We start from the raw sequence: 14,653 nt of genomic DNA, 5'->3' as shown, positions 1-14,653 counted from the left end.
GCCACGACGTCCTCGACGGCTGCATCACCGGCACCGGCCTCCGACGCCAGTCACCACGACGACATCACGCATTCAAGGTCAGGTAGGAATGGTGACGGGCGGTCAGCGGCAGGTCGTTCAGTGTGGAGTCCTGGTGTCAGTCACCTCCTGACGGCATCGGGTCCTCCCCGAAGCCGAGTATGGCGGTGGACTCAGCGCCAGTCGTCGATCACGTAGGCGTCTGGGTGGCTGTAGCCAGGTTCGTTGGGCTTGTGCATGGTCACGCCTTGTAGCCAGGTACGGAAACCGCGGTCGACCATCCGCCGGTAGGCATCCTGGCGGGCCAGGCTCATTCCGGCGTCCAGTTGCCCCAGTCCCTTCTCGGTGGCCAGGTGCTCGCACGCATTCAGCAGTCGTTCGAACCGGTCCGCGGCGTCCGGGCCAGGGCGTACGGCGCCGAATTTGACGAAGCACACGTCCTCACCGGCCTCCGACCCCGCTCCGCAGTGGCAGACAGCCAGACCGTCGAGGTCGGAGTCGGCGCCCTCGAGGAGGATGGTGTCACCGAGCCCCTGCGCCTGTGTGGCCATGATCTCGCGCTCCAAGCTCAGGCCCTCGTACACGCCCCCCGTCAGTGCGCGACTGAGGCCCAGTGCGTCGGGCCGCTCAGCGGCGGTCAGCTCGCCGTACAGCATTCGGCCGGGGACTGCGGCACTGACGGCGACCTGTTTCTTCATGATGGCTGTAAGGAATCGGGGCCAGAAACCGTACCGGCGGTAGAGCTCGAGGTGCTTGGGACTGTGCGAGAAGGTGAACAGGCCGAGGTGGCGGTTCTCCCAGGTGTCGAAGCAGGCCATGACCGGTTCCATGAGGCGCCTGCCGATGCCCTGGTCCCACAGATCCGGACGTACGGTCAGCGGGCCGAAGAACCCGACGCTGCCCCAGTTGCCGGCGAAGTTCGATCCGACGACCTCGCCCCCGACGGTGGCTGCGAAGGCCGCGTGTGGATCTGCCGCCCAGCGGGTGCGGACATAGTCGGCGGTCCCGAAGAACGTCTCCGGCTCAGGGGCCCCGAGGAAGGTCCCGAAGGCGACCCTGAAGATCTCGTCGGCCCGCTCCAGGTCCGGCTCAACCAACGGGCGGACCGACACCGAGGCGGCGACACGCGTTCGCTTCGCTGCGGGCATGATCGCTCTCCTTTCCGCCCCCAGTTCCATCGCACCACGGGCGTGCGCCGCAGGCGAGGCGACAGGTCCGGCGGTACCTCAAGGATCGAGCGGCAGCGTTCCCCGACGACCGGGGCAACGGGACGGTCCTCGCCCACGGCGGAACCGGCGGCACGGCGTCGTCCCTGTGCCACGGCTGGGGAGCAAGCTCCGGACTCAGCGCGCCCCGGTCGCTGATGGCACCCTCGGCATTGTGATCACCCTTCTGCATCAGTGGAGTTGGGACGTATGATCACCAGCAAGGCGGGGTCGTAGCACAGAGGTAGTGCGCCGCGACATCATCTCGGAGGACGTCGGTTCGAATCCGACCGCCCCGCCCCTCTCACTGGGTGACGCCCCGCGAACCCAAAACCGCGGTTGGTGAGCGGTGCCGCAAGCTGCGCTTCGACACCACCGTGATCGAAGCCGACATCGACCACCCCACGGACGCCGACCTGCTGGAACACGGGGTGCGCACGCTGGGCCGGCTGGTGCGCCGGATCAAGGCGGCGCCGTCCGTCGCACCCGGTTCTGGGACCTCACCCGGTCAGCAGGCCGCCGCCTGAAGCAGATCTCCCGCACACTGCGGAGACGCGCCGGCCAGGCGCTGGGCGAAATCGACCGGCTCACCGGCGAGGTCGCTGCCATCGCCGCGGTGACGCTGCGGGACGTGGCCGCGGTGGAGCGCAACGCGCGGCGCGCACTGCGCGCCGCCCTCGGGACGGCCGGCACACCTGGTCGGTGAGCTGGGCGGGCCGGTGGCGGGAACCCGGCGCCTGCTGGAACAGACCGCGTGTTCTGGGAGACCGTCGCATGACCCGCGCCCCCGACCACCGGCTCGCCCTGGATACCCGCGACGGCCCCGTCCGCCTACCGTCGCCCACCTCCCGCCCCGGGTCTTGCTCAACCTATCGACATTCGATAGGTTCCAATCGTAAGTCGATAAAAGGATGGGTCATGGGAAAGCTGACAGTGCGTGCGCTGCGCGCCGTGCTCGCGGTGGTGCTCGTCGGCACCGTGTTGGTGCAGGCATTGATGGTGTGGGCGCTGGTCAGTGGGAGCGACCCGGAGGACGGGTCCGTACCACTGACCCCGTTGCGCGGGGTCACGATCCTGGGGATGGTGTCGGTCCAGGTCGCCCTGGTCTGCGTATGGCGGCTGGTGACGATGGTGCGACGCGGCACCGTGTTCTCCGACGCTGCCTTCCGGTACGTGGACGGCGTGATCGGCGCGATCGTGGCGGTTGCGCTCGTGTGGTTCGCGGTCACGGCCATCAACGCGCCGGGCCAGCGGGAGGACCCGGGCGTCACCGTCATCATGGGCGGGATCGGTTTGGCCATCCTGGGGGTCGCTCTCATCGTGCTCGTGCTGCGGATGCTGCTCGCTCAGGCTGTCGCACGCGACGTCGAAGCGGCGCAGATGCAGGCCGAGTTGGACGAGGTGATCTGATGCCGATCACCGTCGACATCGACGTGATGCTGGCCCGGCGGAAGATGTCCGTGGGCGAGCTCGCGGAACGCGTAGGGATCACGCCCGCCAACCTGGCAGTTCTCAAGAACGGCCGCGCCAAGGCGGTGCGCTTCGCGACGCTCGCCGCGCTCTGTGAGGTGCTCAAGTGCCAGCCGGGCGACCTGCTGCGCTGGGAGGCCGAGGACGCCGCGGGCGGGTGAACGCCTGTCCTACCAGCGCGGAAGAGTGAGGGCCGCTGCTGGGCGGGAAGCCAGCGCTTCACCGCAGCCGCTTGACACCCGCATGACGGTCTGTCAGTTCGACCAGTTCTGGGAACGTGACAGGCGCGGGCTTCCGAGATCATGGAGTTCTCGACGCCCGTGATCCGAGTGGAAGCTGTGCCTGCCGACGCATCCGGACGAAAGACCCTGGGCGGCACGGTCACCATCCGAGCGATGAAGCCGTCCGTCGCAGCGCAAGCGCCACCGCCGCTTCTGCCAACTATTCGACCACCATTGAAAGCATTGCTCCGCGTCGGCTCGGAACCGGAAACTGACGACCTCGCACGACACGCCTGAGGTGGGCGTGAGGATCAGGCGGGCACTACGCGACGGGTTTTCACGTCAGATGAACGTGGGGAGAAGCTTGTGACCGAGTGGATATTGGCATTCGACGCCGACTGTCGATTCTGCGAAGAAGTGGTGGACCGGGTTCGAGGGTCCGTCGACGGCAAGTTGACCACTGCGGGCCTCACGGAACACCGTATTCGCCGTCTGCGCGTGCGCGCCCTGGGGGAAGGGGCCGAGTGGGCCCCGACCCTGTTGGCGGTCAACGGGGACCAGGTGCGGGCCTGGACCGGAACCGCGCTGTCCCTGCGCCTGGCGCGGCTGTTGGGGCCGTCGGACTCGCTGCGGGTGGTGCGTGCGCTGCGCGACGTCGATGTGCTGCGGTCCCCGAGCCGTCGAGGAATCCTCAAGGCCGTGCCGGGACTGGCCCTGGGAACGTTTCTGGTCACCGGCGGCCTGGCAGCCTCACCCGCGCAGGCCGTGGCCCGCACCAAGGGCAGCAAGGCGTCGCGCTGGGTGGCGGCCAACCGAGACCGGCTGCCCTCCGGCTACGCCGAGTTCGTCTCCCAACCCGCGGACTATCGGCGCGCCATTTACGGCGCGCTGTCCGCTTCGGCTCGCAGTGATCTGTGGTTGGCGCACTTCGCGAACTACCGCAAGACACACCCCAGTCTGTCGGCCGAGCAGTCCGCTGCCCTGGACGGCGCGACGCGGCTGGCACCGCAGATCATCACGGGGCGCCAACCGGAAGCAGCCGCCGAGGGGCTGCAGACGGCAGCTGTGGCGGCGTTCGGCGAGAGCGAGGCGCGGGCGATTCTCATGACGCTGGGCCCTGCCGACACGCAAAGCGCGGCGCCACGGAGCGATCAGGGCACCCAGGTCATGGACTGCAACTCCCAGTGCGCGGGGAGCGGAAGCTGCGACATGGTGTGCTACGCCTCACCGTGGTGGTGCAACTGGACCGACTACGGCTGCGGTCCCCTGTGGCTGGGACCGTGCAGCGGGGTTTGCGCCCCCTGAAGCCACGCCTGCTCGCAGTTCGCGCCTTCCTGTGGGCTGCCACCCCGACGCTCGCGGCCGCCTGGAGGTTCTTGAACCACGCCGGATCGTCGTCGGCACCCCCTTTGGAGGCGACGACGACGAAGTCCTCGCCTGCGGTGCCGTAGATCAGGCACATGCGGCGCGGAATCCCGGTCCTGCGTCCGGTCGTGGCGAGCACGAGCATGCAGACGCCGTTCGATTCGTGTCCCTCGGTGCCACCCGAGGCCAGATAGGTACGGGTCTGCTCAGCGACCCAGTCCCCTTGCGAGTCGGTGGCGTGGTCAAGGTCATCGGCGACAGCCATGACGGTCGGTCCTTTCTGGAAACGGGAATCGGGTACGTAACGGGCTGACTGGCGATCAAATGCAGTTGCCTCCTCGACCAGCCCAATGGTTGTCGCGCCGGGGCCGCGGAGGAAGCAGTACCGGTAGATGTCCCCGTACTGCCCCATCTCGCCCACGAGTTGGGCGCCGTGGGCGAGGTGCCGGTCGAGGACGTTGTCGAGGCATCGACGACGAGGGTGAGGCGGGCGATGTCCGGCGTGATCCACCCGGTAGATCATCGTTCCTCCCCTGTCACGCGGTCCGTCGTGGCCTCTCGTGCCCCTGGGACGGAGCTGGCGCAGTGTTCTCGACACAACAACGTCTGCGACGGCAGTCACAGCCCCTGCCGGGTGCGACGCGACCCAGGGAGCGGACCATCGGTAGGTGCTCGTCGATCAGGCCGGCCGTCATCAGCAGCCGGGTCCCGCAGAGCGTTGCAGGACTCAGCTCAAGGGTTGGGGCCCGATCTTCCTCAGCCCCGGTCGATCAATCCACTTTGTGGTGGCTGGCCCTGTCCCGGCCGTGCGGGTACCCGTTGGATGGACGTGCTTCCGCCGACGGGTGGGACGCGCAGGATCCGCTGCAGCTGCCTGAAAGGCCCTGATGCCCATGCCGCGCACACGCTCGTTCGTGCAGGTCGACGTGTTTTCCCCGACCCCCTATTCCGGCAACCCGGTCGCGGTCGTCCTGGACGGGACGGACCTGACCGATGAGGAGATGCAGCGCCTGGCGCGTTGGACGAACCTGTCCGAGACCACGTTCGTGCTGCCCCCCACCGTCCCGGAGGCGGACTACCGGCTGCGGATCTTCACTCCGCAGGGAGAGTTGCCGTTTGCCGGGCACCCCACCCTCGGTTCCGCGCGCGCCTGGCTGGACGGTGGCGGCACACCGCAGCGTGCCGACCGCATCGTGCAGGAGTGTGCCGCCGGCCTGGTCAGCGTGCGCCGTGGCGAGGGCACTCTGTCCTTTGCCGCTCCGCCTCGTGTGCGTGAGGGCGCGCTGGACGACGACGATCTGGATCGGATCGTGGCCGCATTCGGCATCACGCGTGACCGAGTCGTTGCCCACCAGTGGGTCGACAACGGTCCCGGCTGGGCGGTGGTCCAACTGTCCACAGCCGAGGAGGTCCTGGCCCTCGAACCCGATCTCTCCCTCATCCCGGACGCGATGGTCGGGGCGATCGGGGCCCACCCTCACGGGCACCGGCACCACTTCGAGTTGCGCACCTTCGCCCCCGGCGTCGGTGTGCCCGAGGACCCCGCGTGCGGCAGCATGAACGCCGCCGTCGGCCAGTGGCTCACCTCCACCGGCGCCGCACCCTCCTCCTACCGGGTCTCCCAGGGCACGAGGCTGGACCGGGCCGCAAGCATCGAGATCACCGCCGACACGGACGGCACCGTCTGGGTCAGCGGCGCCGCCACCGTCTGCATCCGCGGCACCATCACGCTCTGACCGCCCCGGCGCCCGCGCTCCCGCAGTGGTTGCCTGAGCGCGGGCAGCTGCGCGGCGCCGCACGCGCCGGACCACCGGGGTCGGGACGGGCCCGTCATGTGGTGTCGGCGGAGAGCGTCTTCATGGTGACGTAGCTGGTCACCGTGGCCACGCCGGGCAGGGTGGCCAACTGGTTGGCGTGGAAGTCCTCGTAGGCGGGCAGGTCGGTCACCTCGACCTGGAGCAGATAGTCGAAGTTGCCGGTGATGTGGTGGCAGGCGACCACCTCGGCCAGCCGGGTGACCCCATGCTCGAACGCGACCACGTCCGGGCGGGTGTGCCGGATCAGCCGGACACCCGCGAACACCCGCAGGCTGCGGCCGACCGCGGCGGGATCGATCAGCGCCCGGTAACCGCGGATGACCCCGGCCTCCTCCAGCTGACGCACGCGCCGCAGGCATGGCGACGGCGACAGCCCGACCCGGGCGGCGAGCTCGCTGTTGCTGATGCGACCGTGCTGCTCGAGCACGGCCAGAATCGACCGGTCCACCTCGTCCATAGTGGCAGATTATTGCTCAGTAGGGTTGTCTACCACAATCGTACGCCTGGTCTGGGCGCAATTTGTTGCCAAAGTTGCCGAGATCCGGTCACGCCGGAGCGTCGGTCGGCCACGCTTGAGGGAGTCACGCCGACGGTCCACGGAAGGGCAGCCATGCCGGGCAACAGCACCATCACCGTTCACGCCGATCGCGACGCCCGTCCCAGCCGTGCCGTGGCGCCGCCCATCTACCAGACGGCGGCGTTCTCGGCAGAGGACGCGGAGACGTTCGCGCAGGTCGCCGTCGACCCGCGGGGCAAGGACTTCTACACGCGCTTCGGCAACCCGAACCACGCACAGGTCGCCGCCGTCGTCGCCGAGCTGGAGCGCACCGAGGCGGCCATGGTCACCGCTTCCGGGATGGCCGCGCTCACCACGGCCGTGCTGGCCCTGGTGTCAGCCGGTGACCACGTCATCGGGCAGAAGTCCACGTACGGGGGCACAGCGTCGGTGCTGCTGAACCTGCTGCCGCGCCTCGGCGTGTCGACCACCCTGGTCGACCAGACGGACCCGGAGTCGTTCGCGAAGGCGCTGACCCCGCAGACCCGCCTGATCCTCGTCGAGTCTCCCAGCAATCCGCTGCTGCAGATCACCAATCTGCGCACCGTCGCGGACCTGGCCCGCGCGCACAACGTGCTGACCATGGCGGACAACACCTTCGCCACGCCACTGAACCAGCGACCGGCGGACTTCGGCATCGATCTGGTCTGGCACAGCGCGACCAAGTACCTCAACGGCCATTCCGATGTCTCCGCCGGAGTGCTGGCCGGGCCGGCGGAGATCCTGGACCGCATCTGGGACGTCGGCCTGCTCACCGGTGCGACACTCGGCCCGATCGACGCGTGGCTGCTGCTGCGCGGCATGCGCACCCTGCCGCTGCGGGTGCCGCGGCACAACGCCAACGGCCTGGCAGTCGCGGAGGCGCTGAACGAGCATCCGGCGGTGGTGAAGGTGCACTACCCGGGTCTGGCGACTCACCCTCAACACAAGCTGGCCGTCGACCAGATGAGTGGTTTCGGCGGGGTGCTCGGCATCGAGTTCGCCGGTGGTTTCGAGATGGCCGACGCCTTCCTCGGCCGGCTGCGCTACCCCCGCCGGTCAGCCAGCCTCGGCGGTGTGGAATCGCTCGCCGTCCATCCGGCGTCCATGTGGCGCGGGATGCTCAGCGAGGAACAGATAGCGGAATCCGTTCCGCTGGGCCTGATCCGGCTGGCCGCGGGCACGGAGGACACGGCCGACCTGGTCGCCGACGCGCTCGCCGCGGCCGACGCGGTGCACGCCGAATCCGCGACCACCTGAGCGACCGTTCTTGCGCCGGCCTGTTCGTCGACCCGCTCACCTCGGTCACCACAAGCGGTCCGTACGTGGCGGTCGCGAGCATCTCGACACCCCGGGCGCCTGCCACCTCACGTGCGGGGGTCGTACTGGTTGGCCTGTCGCCGGAGATGAACGCCACCCTCTACGGCGCCTCCCTGCACCGGCGGCTCTGCGGTGGCGCCCTCCCTCGTCGGCCACCTGCAGCAGAAAGGCCCTGAGTGCCCGCGGCTGAACTGCGCGGCCACGAGCAGAGTTGCGGCGGCCGCCACCACATGATCTTGAGCATTCCGAAAGCGTCTGTGAAGGAGTTCGTCCGATGAAGATCCTGCTCACTGGCGGCACCGTGGTCAGCATGGACCCGGTTGTCGGCGATCTCGACCGCGGTGACGTGCTGATCGAGGACGGTGTGATCGTCGAGGTGGCCGAGCGCATTGACGCCCCGGACACCGAAGTGATCGATGCGACCGACCGGATCGTCATGCCCGGCTTCGTCGACAACCACCGCCACACCTGGCAGACCGCGTTCCGAGGCGTCGGCGCGGACTGGACTTTCCCCGAGTGGGCGGTGGCCATGCACGGCACGGTCAAGCCCCATTACCGGCCCGAGGACGTCTATGCGGGCACCCTGCTCGGCCGCCTGGAGGCCCTGCACTCCGGCGTGACCACGATGCTGGACTGGTACCACGTCGCGCGGGGCCACGAGCACGAGGACGCCGCTGTCGCCGCGCTGCGGGACGCGCCGGGAAGGTCGATCTTCTGCCTGGGCGCCGGATGGGGCACCCCCGACCCCGTCGACGCCGGGATCCGCCGCGTCCGCTCCGCCCTGGCCGGGGATGGCCTGGTCACCATGGCGCTGGGGCTGCGCGGACCCGAGGACACCAGCATGGACACCGTCGCCCGGGAGCTGAAGCTGGCGGCCGAACTCGGCCTGCGCACCAGCCTGCACATCGTCTCCGACGGGACGCAGCGCCCAGTCGCCGATCTGCGCGAGCACGGTCTGCTGCGGGACACCACCACGTTCGTACACGGCAACGGAATCAGCGACGAAGAGCTGCGGATGCTCGCCGACGCGGGCAGTTCGCTGTCGATCAGCCCGGACGTCGAGCTGAAGATGGGGTTCGGATCGCCGATGACCGGCCGGGCGCTGGCCGCCGGCCTGCGCCCGACGCTGTCCATCGACGACGTCCCGTCGGCCGGCGGCGACATGTTCTCCACGATGCGTACCGCCTTCGCCGTACAGCGCGGCCTGGACGGCGGCCTGCGCTCCCGGGACCTGCTGGAGTTCGCCACCGTCGATGCCGCGCATTCGTGTGGGCTGGCCGACCGAACGGGCAGCATCACGCCCGGCAAGGACGCCGACATCATCCTTCTGCGCGCCGGCGACCTGACCGTGTTCCCGGTCACCGACCCCGTCGCCACCATCGTCAGCGCCGGCCATCCCGGCCTGGTGGACACCGTCCTCGTCGCCGGCCGGGTGGTCAAGCGCGACGGCGTGCTGGTCGACGTGGACCTGGCGGCACTGAGGGCCCGCCTGGTCGAATCACGCAACCGGATCGCGGCGGCCGCCGGCGTTCCTCTCGACGGCACATGGCGCCCACGGCCGGAGTAGAAGTACTTGGCTCTGCACGTCAGAAAGGTGGGTCGAGAGGTTCGACCCGAGCGTCGGCCGGGTGGCGGACCGGTCGCAGTCGCCGTGCTGTTCACCGTCGACGCGGACGCCGACTTCTTCGGGCCTGGCGATCTCAACGGACCGGCCTTGGCGCGGTGCCATACGACAGCGCGCTGTGCGTCGGATTGCTCACCGCGTTCCGCTCCCAGCCCTTCCAACTCGCCGAGCGAGCCCGCACGTTCGGCCTCACCTCTAGGAGACACATGCTGGTCGGTGACATCGGCATCCACCCTCTCACCGACGGGGTCTTCCGGGCCTCGCCCGGCTACTTCGGCGACCATGTCCGCCCCGACGGCCATGAGGACCTCTTCACCCGCCACGGCATGGCCTGGCTGCCCATCGGCTGCTTCCTGGTGCGGACCAGGGACCGCACGATCCTCGTCGACGCAGGAATGGGACCCGACATCGACGATGCCGGCCCCCGCCGTTTCCTCATCGGCGGCCAACTGCCGCTGGGCCTGCGCGCCATCGGCGTCGGCCTCTCCCAGATCACCGACGTCGTGTGCACCCACCTGCACTCCGACCACTGCGGCTGGCTCTTCGACCTCGATGCCGCCCCGATGTTCCCCAACGCCACGATCTGGTTCGGCGCGGGGGACTGGCACCACTTCGTGGAAGGGCCGCCGGAGGGGATGCAAGACCACATCCGGCATGGCCTCCGCGGTGTCGCCGAACGCGGAGAGGGGCTACGGCTCGTCGACCGGGACACCACGATGGCCCCGGGCGTCACACTGACCATGACACCGGGACACACTCCCGGACACCTGTGCGTCATCACCTCCTCCGGGCAACAGCGCGCGATGCTGCTCGGCGACGCGATCGTCTGCCCGGTCCAGCTCGACGAGCCCACCTGGCATTCCATGGGTGACGTCGACCCCGAACTCGCGCAACGGGTCCGCGATCGGCTGTTCCGCGAACTGGAGGACGGCAGGACCCTCGGCGCCGGTGCGCACTTCCCGGAACTCCAATTCGGACGGGTCCTCGCTGGGCAAGGGCGACGGTGGCTCGGCTGAGCGGCATCCCCTCGACCACGGCATGCACCTGCTGGCCGGGTCCGTAAGCAACGGGTGGACGAGGCAAGGAGTTGCAACGTGACCGAGTCCGCGCCGACCGGGCCCATGGCCCGCGCCCGAACCGCTCCTACCTGCGGGGACGCAAGATTCAGTGCACCATCCCGGGGAAGGCCGACCAGGTCCGTACACGCATGGTGCCCTTCAGGGGGCTGAACCCGCGCCAGTTCGGCAAGTTGGTGACCGCTGTGCGGCGTGAAGGTGCAGACGCTTACATACATCGAGTTGCGGCCCGAGCATGTACGGTCGACTGCCAACCTGTTTGGCTGCAGATCTTTTTGAGGGTGTCTGGCACGAGCGTGACCTGCGGCGTCGCATCAGTGACGTTCCCAATGACCTTTCGTTGGCGACGTTAGGCGGCGGCGATCAGCGTTTCGGCGGCGGCCCGTGTGGCGGCGATCAGCGTGCTGCGCCGACTGCTGCTGCTGACCACGACACCGGCGCCGTGGTACAGCATGTCCAGCTGGACGGCGAGCAGTTCGGGATCCCGCACGTCTGCCCGGGTAGCCAGTTCTGTGAACAGCTCATGGACCGCGGCACGGTAGGCGTCGGTGGCCCGCTGGACCTGCACGCCCGCCGCGGGCTCGGCGCTGGCCCGTGCGAACGCGCAGCCACGATACGCACGGCGCCGCAGCCAGCGAGCCTGCGTGTCGAACACCGCGAGGATGCCATCACGAGGATCCGAGAGCCGCCCGGCGGCGGTGCGCAGTTCGGCCAAATTCCGCTCGTGCCGGGCGCCCAGGTACGCGGCGACCAGCTCTTCCTTGCTGCCGAACAGGCGGTACAGCGATGCCTTGGCCACCCCGGCGTGCTCGATCACGCGGTCGATGCCGACGGTGTGCACACCCTCGCTGTAGAAAAGCTCGTCGGCGGAGGCAAGCAGGCGTTCGCGGGGGGAGCGCGCCGCCGCTTTGCTGGTGATGTGAGTGGTCACGAGTTCGTCCCTTCGTTGTCGCCGGTCAGGCGGAGGACGCCGGCCGCCGTCGCGGCGAGCAGCGCGAGGACGACGGTGTAGCCGAGCGTCGTCGCCGTAAGGTTTCCGGTGCTCTGCAGCACGATGCCCGCCACGATGGCCGGTCCGCCGAACCCGAGGTAGGAAGCGGCGTAGAGCAGCGACAACGTGCCCGCGCGCTCGGACTCGTCGACGGCGGGCAGCACCAGGTCCATAGCACCGCGGAAGCCGAAGCCGAATCCGGCGCCCGCCACCACGGCACCCGCCAGCAGGAGCCACATCTGGCCCACCAGCAGCGAATACGCGGTGATCATGACCGCTATCAGCAGGCCCGCGATGCCGTACGTCAGCGATCTACGCCCGGCCAGCCCGGCGGTGGAGAACGCGACCACCGGGGCCACCGCCCCGACGATCGCGATGGGCAGGGCGCCGAGTATGGGGGATGACGACCCGGTGAGCAGGGCGGCGAGGTGCGGGCCGAACGCCCCGAACAGGCCCGATACGGCCCATACGGAGAACAGCACGGGCACGGCGGCGCCCAGCAGCCCCAGGACTCGCCGCGGTGCGCGCCCCACCTGGTCGCGCGTCCGTTGCAGTCATGCGAGGGAGGGGCGGCGACACGGCCCTGATCATCGTTGATTGGAACCTCGAGGCGACGTTGCCGGACGGCACCCGGATCTCGCCGACCGGAACGACGACGGCCGTCGCCCGCCGGTCGGCCGACGGGTCGTGGCGGTTCATCGTCCTCAACTGTCAAGGGACAGCCGGCTCTCCCGGGTGGCGGACAACAGAGCCCACCGCAGGTGGACGGTAGAAGTCCCGCAGGCCGGTTATGCCGCGTTAACCTCCTCGCGCTCGACGAGCGCCCTCCTCCTGACCGCCGCGTCCTCATCGCCCTCACCGTCCTACGAGGAACCAGCCCCGTCTGCGGGGCCGGAGTGCGAGTGACGGTCCGAGGTTGTCGATAATGCGGAACTGACGTGGGCTCAGCCCGCAGAACGGGGCTAGCCAGGACGGCTCCGACGCCCTGATCACATCTACCACCTGAAGATCATGTGGTCCACTACTGTCGCCGGCAGGGGCAGGGACGGCCCCGATGTCACGGCTGCGATCCCGCTCGCTCTGCCGTTCCTCAGCCCAGTGACAGGTCGCCCTGATCGTCCTTGATCTTCACCTTGACCCAGGCATGGCCGCTGCTGTTGCCGTCGCCGATGCCGTCGACGTTGCACTCGAACTCCCGGCCCGCCTCGACGGGGATAGACGCGGGGCAGCTGACATCGTCGATGGTCGGGGGCTGGGCGAAGTCGGCGGATTTGACGTTGTTGAGCACCGCCCGCGCCAGCGCGTCCTGATCCAGCACGCGCTGCGGCTGCACGGCGGGACTCCCAGCCAGCAGCATGATGATGAAAGTGAGCGCACAACAGGCGGTCACGGCCAGGGAGAGCGCGATGACGGTACGGGCGACGCTGCGTTGATCAGTCACGCGGACAGTCCTATCCGGCTGTCCGCGCTCATACAACCCCCTGTGGTGACGTGAAGTACACGACGAATCCCATCGAATCAATTTTCGCGACGGTACGGCGGGGGACCAAGGTCATTAAGAGTGCTGGCAGTGCGGTCGCCGCGCTTGCCATGGTCTTCAAGATCGTCGAGTCCGCCTGGACGTGCCGGCGGGCCGTGAACGCGCCCCAACTGGTCGCCTTGTGCGGGCCGGAGCGTGCTTCGAACGCGGTCGGCTCGTCGAACACTCCGAGGCTCACCCAGCCTGAACCGCCTCAACTGATCGACTGCTCTTGATTTACTCCTCGCCAGAGCGATGAGTTTGCGTGCTGCCTGAAGTCTTCCGCTTTGACATCCCATCCGTGCGGACGCGGGGATCGGAGCATCTCTACGCGATGGAGGAGTGATAGAGGAGCGATGGAGGCCAGAATGAGCAATCCGATTCGGTTGTACATGTCGATGTCGCTCGACGGCTACGTCGCCGGTCCGGACGACCGACCGGGACAGGAGCTCGGGCGTTCCGGTGGACGTCTTTTCAACTGGCTTGATGACCGGGAATCAGACGGTCCCAGCGGACAGGTTTATCGCGAGGCGTTGGCGACTGGTGCGGTGATCTCCGGCCGTCGGACTTTCGAACTCGCCGGGCGTTGGCAGGGCGACCATCACGACGGTGTGCCGATCTTCGTCCTCACCCACCATGTGGACGACGGTGACGTGCCACCCGGCCACGCGCGATTTGTCACTGACGTCGAGGACTGCGCCCGTCAGGCTCGTGCGGCCGCCGGGGACCGGCCGGTCATGGTCCATGGGGCGGGCGCGGCCCAATCACTCCTCCGAGCAGGGCACATCGACGAGATGGAGATCCACTTGGTTCAGGTCCTCCTCGGGGACGGCCGACGGCTGTTCGACCACCTCGGTGGTGATCACATCGAACTCGACCTCGTCCGACGGCTCGAGGACCGAGACGTCACACACCTCCGCTACCGGGTACGTCGACCCGAGGAAACCGTATGAAGACACTCTTCGTCAGCTACCGCGTCTCCGACCTGGACCGCTCGCTCGCCTTCTACACCGCCTTGGGCTACGTCGAGCTGGGCAGGGTCGACGGCGGCGACGGGAGTCACCTCGTGATCCTCAAGTTCCCTGGTGAACCGGCTGCTTCGCTTGAACTGGTCCACCGTCCCCTCGGCGGACGCGTCGACGTGGGCAGCGGTTTCGACCACCTCGCGATCCAGGTGGACACACTGGCCGTCACCCTGGAGCGGCTGACCGACGCCGGCCTGGAGCCGGGACCTGTCCAGTACCCGGGCGGCCCCCGCGGCCCGAAGACGTCGTGGCTCACCGACCCGGATGGCTACCGGATCGAGTTGGTGGAGTGGCCGCCTGGACACCCCGACGGCCTCACCGCCGCGGACTTCTCTTGAGCGGTCCCGTGAGCGGAGTCAAGAAGCTTCGCTTCGTAACGGTCGCGGCGCAGCGTGAGGCGTCATCCCCATCCCATCCCATCCCATCCCATCCCCAGGATTTGACGCTCATATGCGGTAAGCCAGCAA

Annotated in this window: 14 protein-coding genes and 4 pseudogenes; 12 read left to right on the top strand and 6 right to left on the bottom strand. The window is 68.6% G+C overall.

The window, feature by feature from the left end:
• Positions 1-191: 191 nt before the first annotated feature.
• On the bottom strand, positions 192-1,166 hold the full coding sequence (locus ACFVYF_RS28710; RefSeq protein ID WP_389459949.1) for a GNAT family N-acetyltransferase: 975 nt from the start codon (positions 1,164-1,166) through the stop codon (positions 192-194).
• 404 nt (positions 1,167-1,570) lie between these two features.
• On the opposite strand from ACFVYF_RS28710, the pseudogene ACFVYF_RS28705 reads away from it, so the two are divergent.
• The 4 genes and pseudogenes from ACFVYF_RS28705 to ACFVYF_RS28690 all read left to right on the top strand — a co-directional run.
• A pseudogene (locus tag ACFVYF_RS28705) lies at positions 1,571-2,059 on the top strand (ISNCY family transposase); the annotation flags it as partial.
• A gap of 82 nt (positions 2,060-2,141) precedes the next feature.
• Entirely contained in the window at positions 2,142-2,633 is a 492-nt protein-coding gene (locus ACFVYF_RS28700) for a DUF2975 domain-containing protein (RefSeq protein ID WP_389459947.1), read from the top strand.
• The gene (locus ACFVYF_RS28695; protein WP_190212959.1) at positions 2,633-2,854 is read left to right on the top strand and encodes a helix-turn-helix transcriptional regulator; all 222 of its coding nucleotides are present in this window, start codon (positions 2,633-2,635) and stop codon (positions 2,852-2,854) included. The genes ACFVYF_RS28700 and ACFVYF_RS28695 overlap by 1 nt, the downstream gene beginning before the upstream one ends.
• 426 nt (positions 2,855-3,280) lie before the next feature.
• Positions 3,281-4,219: a bacteriocin fulvocin C-related protein gene (locus ACFVYF_RS28690; RefSeq protein ID WP_389459945.1), complete on the top strand. Its 939-nt coding sequence runs from the start codon at positions 3,281-3,283 to the stop codon at positions 4,217-4,219.
• A 10-nt stretch (positions 4,220-4,229) separates the two neighbouring features.
• Here the strand turns inward: ACFVYF_RS28690 and ACFVYF_RS28685 are convergent.
• Positions 4,230-4,544, bottom strand: a pseudogene (locus ACFVYF_RS28685) (nitroreductase/quinone reductase family protein); the annotation flags it as partial.
• A gap of 628 nt (positions 4,545-5,172) precedes the next feature.
• On the opposite strand from ACFVYF_RS28685, the gene ACFVYF_RS28680 reads away from it, so the two are divergent.
• On the top strand, positions 5,173-6,015 hold the full coding sequence (locus ACFVYF_RS28680) for a PhzF family phenazine biosynthesis protein (protein ID WP_389459943.1): 843 nt from the start codon (positions 5,173-5,175) through the stop codon (positions 6,013-6,015).
• 94 nt (positions 6,016-6,109) lie between these two features.
• Here ACFVYF_RS28680 and ACFVYF_RS28675 read toward each other — a convergent pair whose 3' ends face one another.
• Positions 6,110-6,553, bottom strand: a complete 444-nt coding sequence (locus ACFVYF_RS28675) for an Lrp/AsnC family transcriptional regulator (protein ID WP_389459942.1) — start codon at positions 6,551-6,553, stop codon at positions 6,110-6,112.
• A gap of 153 nt (positions 6,554-6,706) precedes the next feature.
• On the opposite strand from ACFVYF_RS28675, the gene ACFVYF_RS28670 reads away from it, so the two are divergent.
• From ACFVYF_RS28670 to ACFVYF_RS28655, 4 genes and pseudogenes are all read left to right on the top strand, one after another.
• On the top strand, positions 6,707-7,891 hold the full coding sequence (locus ACFVYF_RS28670) for a trans-sulfuration enzyme family protein (protein WP_389459940.1): 1,185 nt from the start codon (positions 6,707-6,709) through the stop codon (positions 7,889-7,891).
• A gap of 334 nt (positions 7,892-8,225) precedes the next feature.
• Positions 8,226-9,518: an amidohydrolase family protein gene (locus ACFVYF_RS28665; RefSeq protein ID WP_389459939.1), complete on the top strand. Its 1,293-nt coding sequence runs from the start codon at positions 8,226-8,228 to the stop codon at positions 9,516-9,518.
• Positions 9,519-9,673: 155 nt separating this feature from the next.
• Complete coding sequence (locus tag ACFVYF_RS28660) at positions 9,674-10,591, top strand: MBL fold metallo-hydrolase (protein ID WP_389459937.1); 918 nt, start codon at positions 9,674-9,676, stop codon at positions 10,589-10,591.
• Positions 10,592-10,782: 191 nt separating this feature from the next.
• Positions 10,783-10,860, top strand: a pseudogene (locus tag ACFVYF_RS28655) (IS5/IS1182 family transposase); the annotation flags it as partial.
• A gap of 140 nt (positions 10,861-11,000) precedes the next feature.
• Here ACFVYF_RS28655 and ACFVYF_RS28650 read toward each other — a convergent pair.
• The 3 genes from ACFVYF_RS28650 to ACFVYF_RS28640 form a co-directional block, all read right to left on the bottom strand.
• Positions 11,001-11,582, bottom strand: coding sequence for a TetR/AcrR family transcriptional regulator (locus tag ACFVYF_RS28650; protein ID WP_389459935.1), 582 nt, complete (start codon positions 11,580-11,582; stop codon positions 11,001-11,003).
• A complete protein-coding gene (locus ACFVYF_RS28645) occupies positions 11,579-12,175 on the bottom strand; it encodes a hypothetical protein (RefSeq protein WP_389459933.1) in 597 nt (198 codons plus the stop codon). Before ACFVYF_RS28645 ends, ACFVYF_RS28650 begins: the two co-directional genes overlap by 4 nt.
• A gap of 557 nt (positions 12,176-12,732) precedes the next feature.
• Positions 12,733-13,083: a DUF4333 domain-containing protein gene (locus tag ACFVYF_RS28640; RefSeq protein ID WP_389459931.1), complete on the bottom strand. Its 351-nt coding sequence runs from the start codon at positions 13,081-13,083 to the stop codon at positions 12,733-12,735.
• A gap of 59 nt (positions 13,084-13,142) precedes the next feature.
• Between ACFVYF_RS28640 and ACFVYF_RS28635 the strand changes: the two are divergent.
• From ACFVYF_RS28635 to ACFVYF_RS28625, 3 genes and pseudogenes are all read left to right on the top strand, one after another.
• A pseudogene (locus tag ACFVYF_RS28635) lies at positions 13,143-13,369 on the top strand (IS256 family transposase); the annotation flags it as partial.
• A 160-nt stretch (positions 13,370-13,529) separates the two neighbouring features.
• Positions 13,530-14,114 carry a dihydrofolate reductase family protein gene (locus ACFVYF_RS28630; protein ID WP_389460188.1) on the top strand — a complete coding sequence of 195 codons (585 nt, stop codon included), beginning with the start codon at positions 13,530-13,532 and terminating at the stop codon, positions 14,112-14,114.
• Positions 14,111-14,524 (top strand): VOC family protein, encoded by a 414-nt coding sequence (locus ACFVYF_RS28625; RefSeq protein WP_389459930.1) that lies wholly within the window; start codon positions 14,111-14,113, stop codon positions 14,522-14,524. The genes ACFVYF_RS28630 and ACFVYF_RS28625 overlap by 4 nt, the downstream gene beginning before the upstream one ends.
• Positions 14,525-14,653 lie beyond the last annotated feature (129 nt).

This window comes from Streptomyces sp. NPDC058274 (genome assembly GCF_042881375.1).
GTDB lineage: Bacteria > Actinomycetota > Actinomycetes > Streptomycetales > Streptomycetaceae > Streptomyces.
This window is presented reverse-complemented; position numbering and strand designations above follow the sequence as displayed.

Bases quoted from the DNA above. Each gene is read 5' to 3' on its own strand.
- ACFVYF_RS28700 (WP_389459947.1), top strand. From the start codon at position 2,142: ATGGGAAAGCTGACAGTGCGTGCGCTGCGCGCCGTGCTCGCGGTGGTG.
- ACFVYF_RS28710 (WP_389459949.1), bottom strand. From the start codon at position 1,166: ATGCCCGCAGCGAAGCGAACGCGTGTCGCCGCCTCGGTGTCGGTCCGC.
- ACFVYF_RS28630 (WP_389460188.1), top strand. From the start codon at position 13,530: ATGAGCAATCCGATTCGGTTGTACATGTCGATGTCGCTCGACGGCTAC.
- ACFVYF_RS28675 (WP_389459942.1), bottom strand. From the start codon at position 6,553: ATGGACGAGGTGGACCGGTCGATTCTGGCCGTGCTCGAGCAGCACGGT.
- ACFVYF_RS28665 (WP_389459939.1), top strand. From the start codon at position 8,226: ATGAAGATCCTGCTCACTGGCGGCACCGTGGTCAGCATGGACCCGGTT.
- ACFVYF_RS28625 (WP_389459930.1), top strand. From the start codon at position 14,111: ATGAAGACACTCTTCGTCAGCTACCGCGTCTCCGACCTGGACCGCTCG.
- ACFVYF_RS28670 (WP_389459940.1), top strand. From the start codon at position 6,707: ATGCCGGGCAACAGCACCATCACCGTTCACGCCGATCGCGACGCCCGT.
- ACFVYF_RS28680 (WP_389459943.1), top strand. From the start codon at position 5,173: ATGCCGCGCACACGCTCGTTCGTGCAGGTCGACGTGTTTTCCCCGACC.
- ACFVYF_RS28695 (WP_190212959.1), top strand. From the start codon at position 2,633: ATGCCGATCACCGTCGACATCGACGTGATGCTGGCCCGGCGGAAGATG.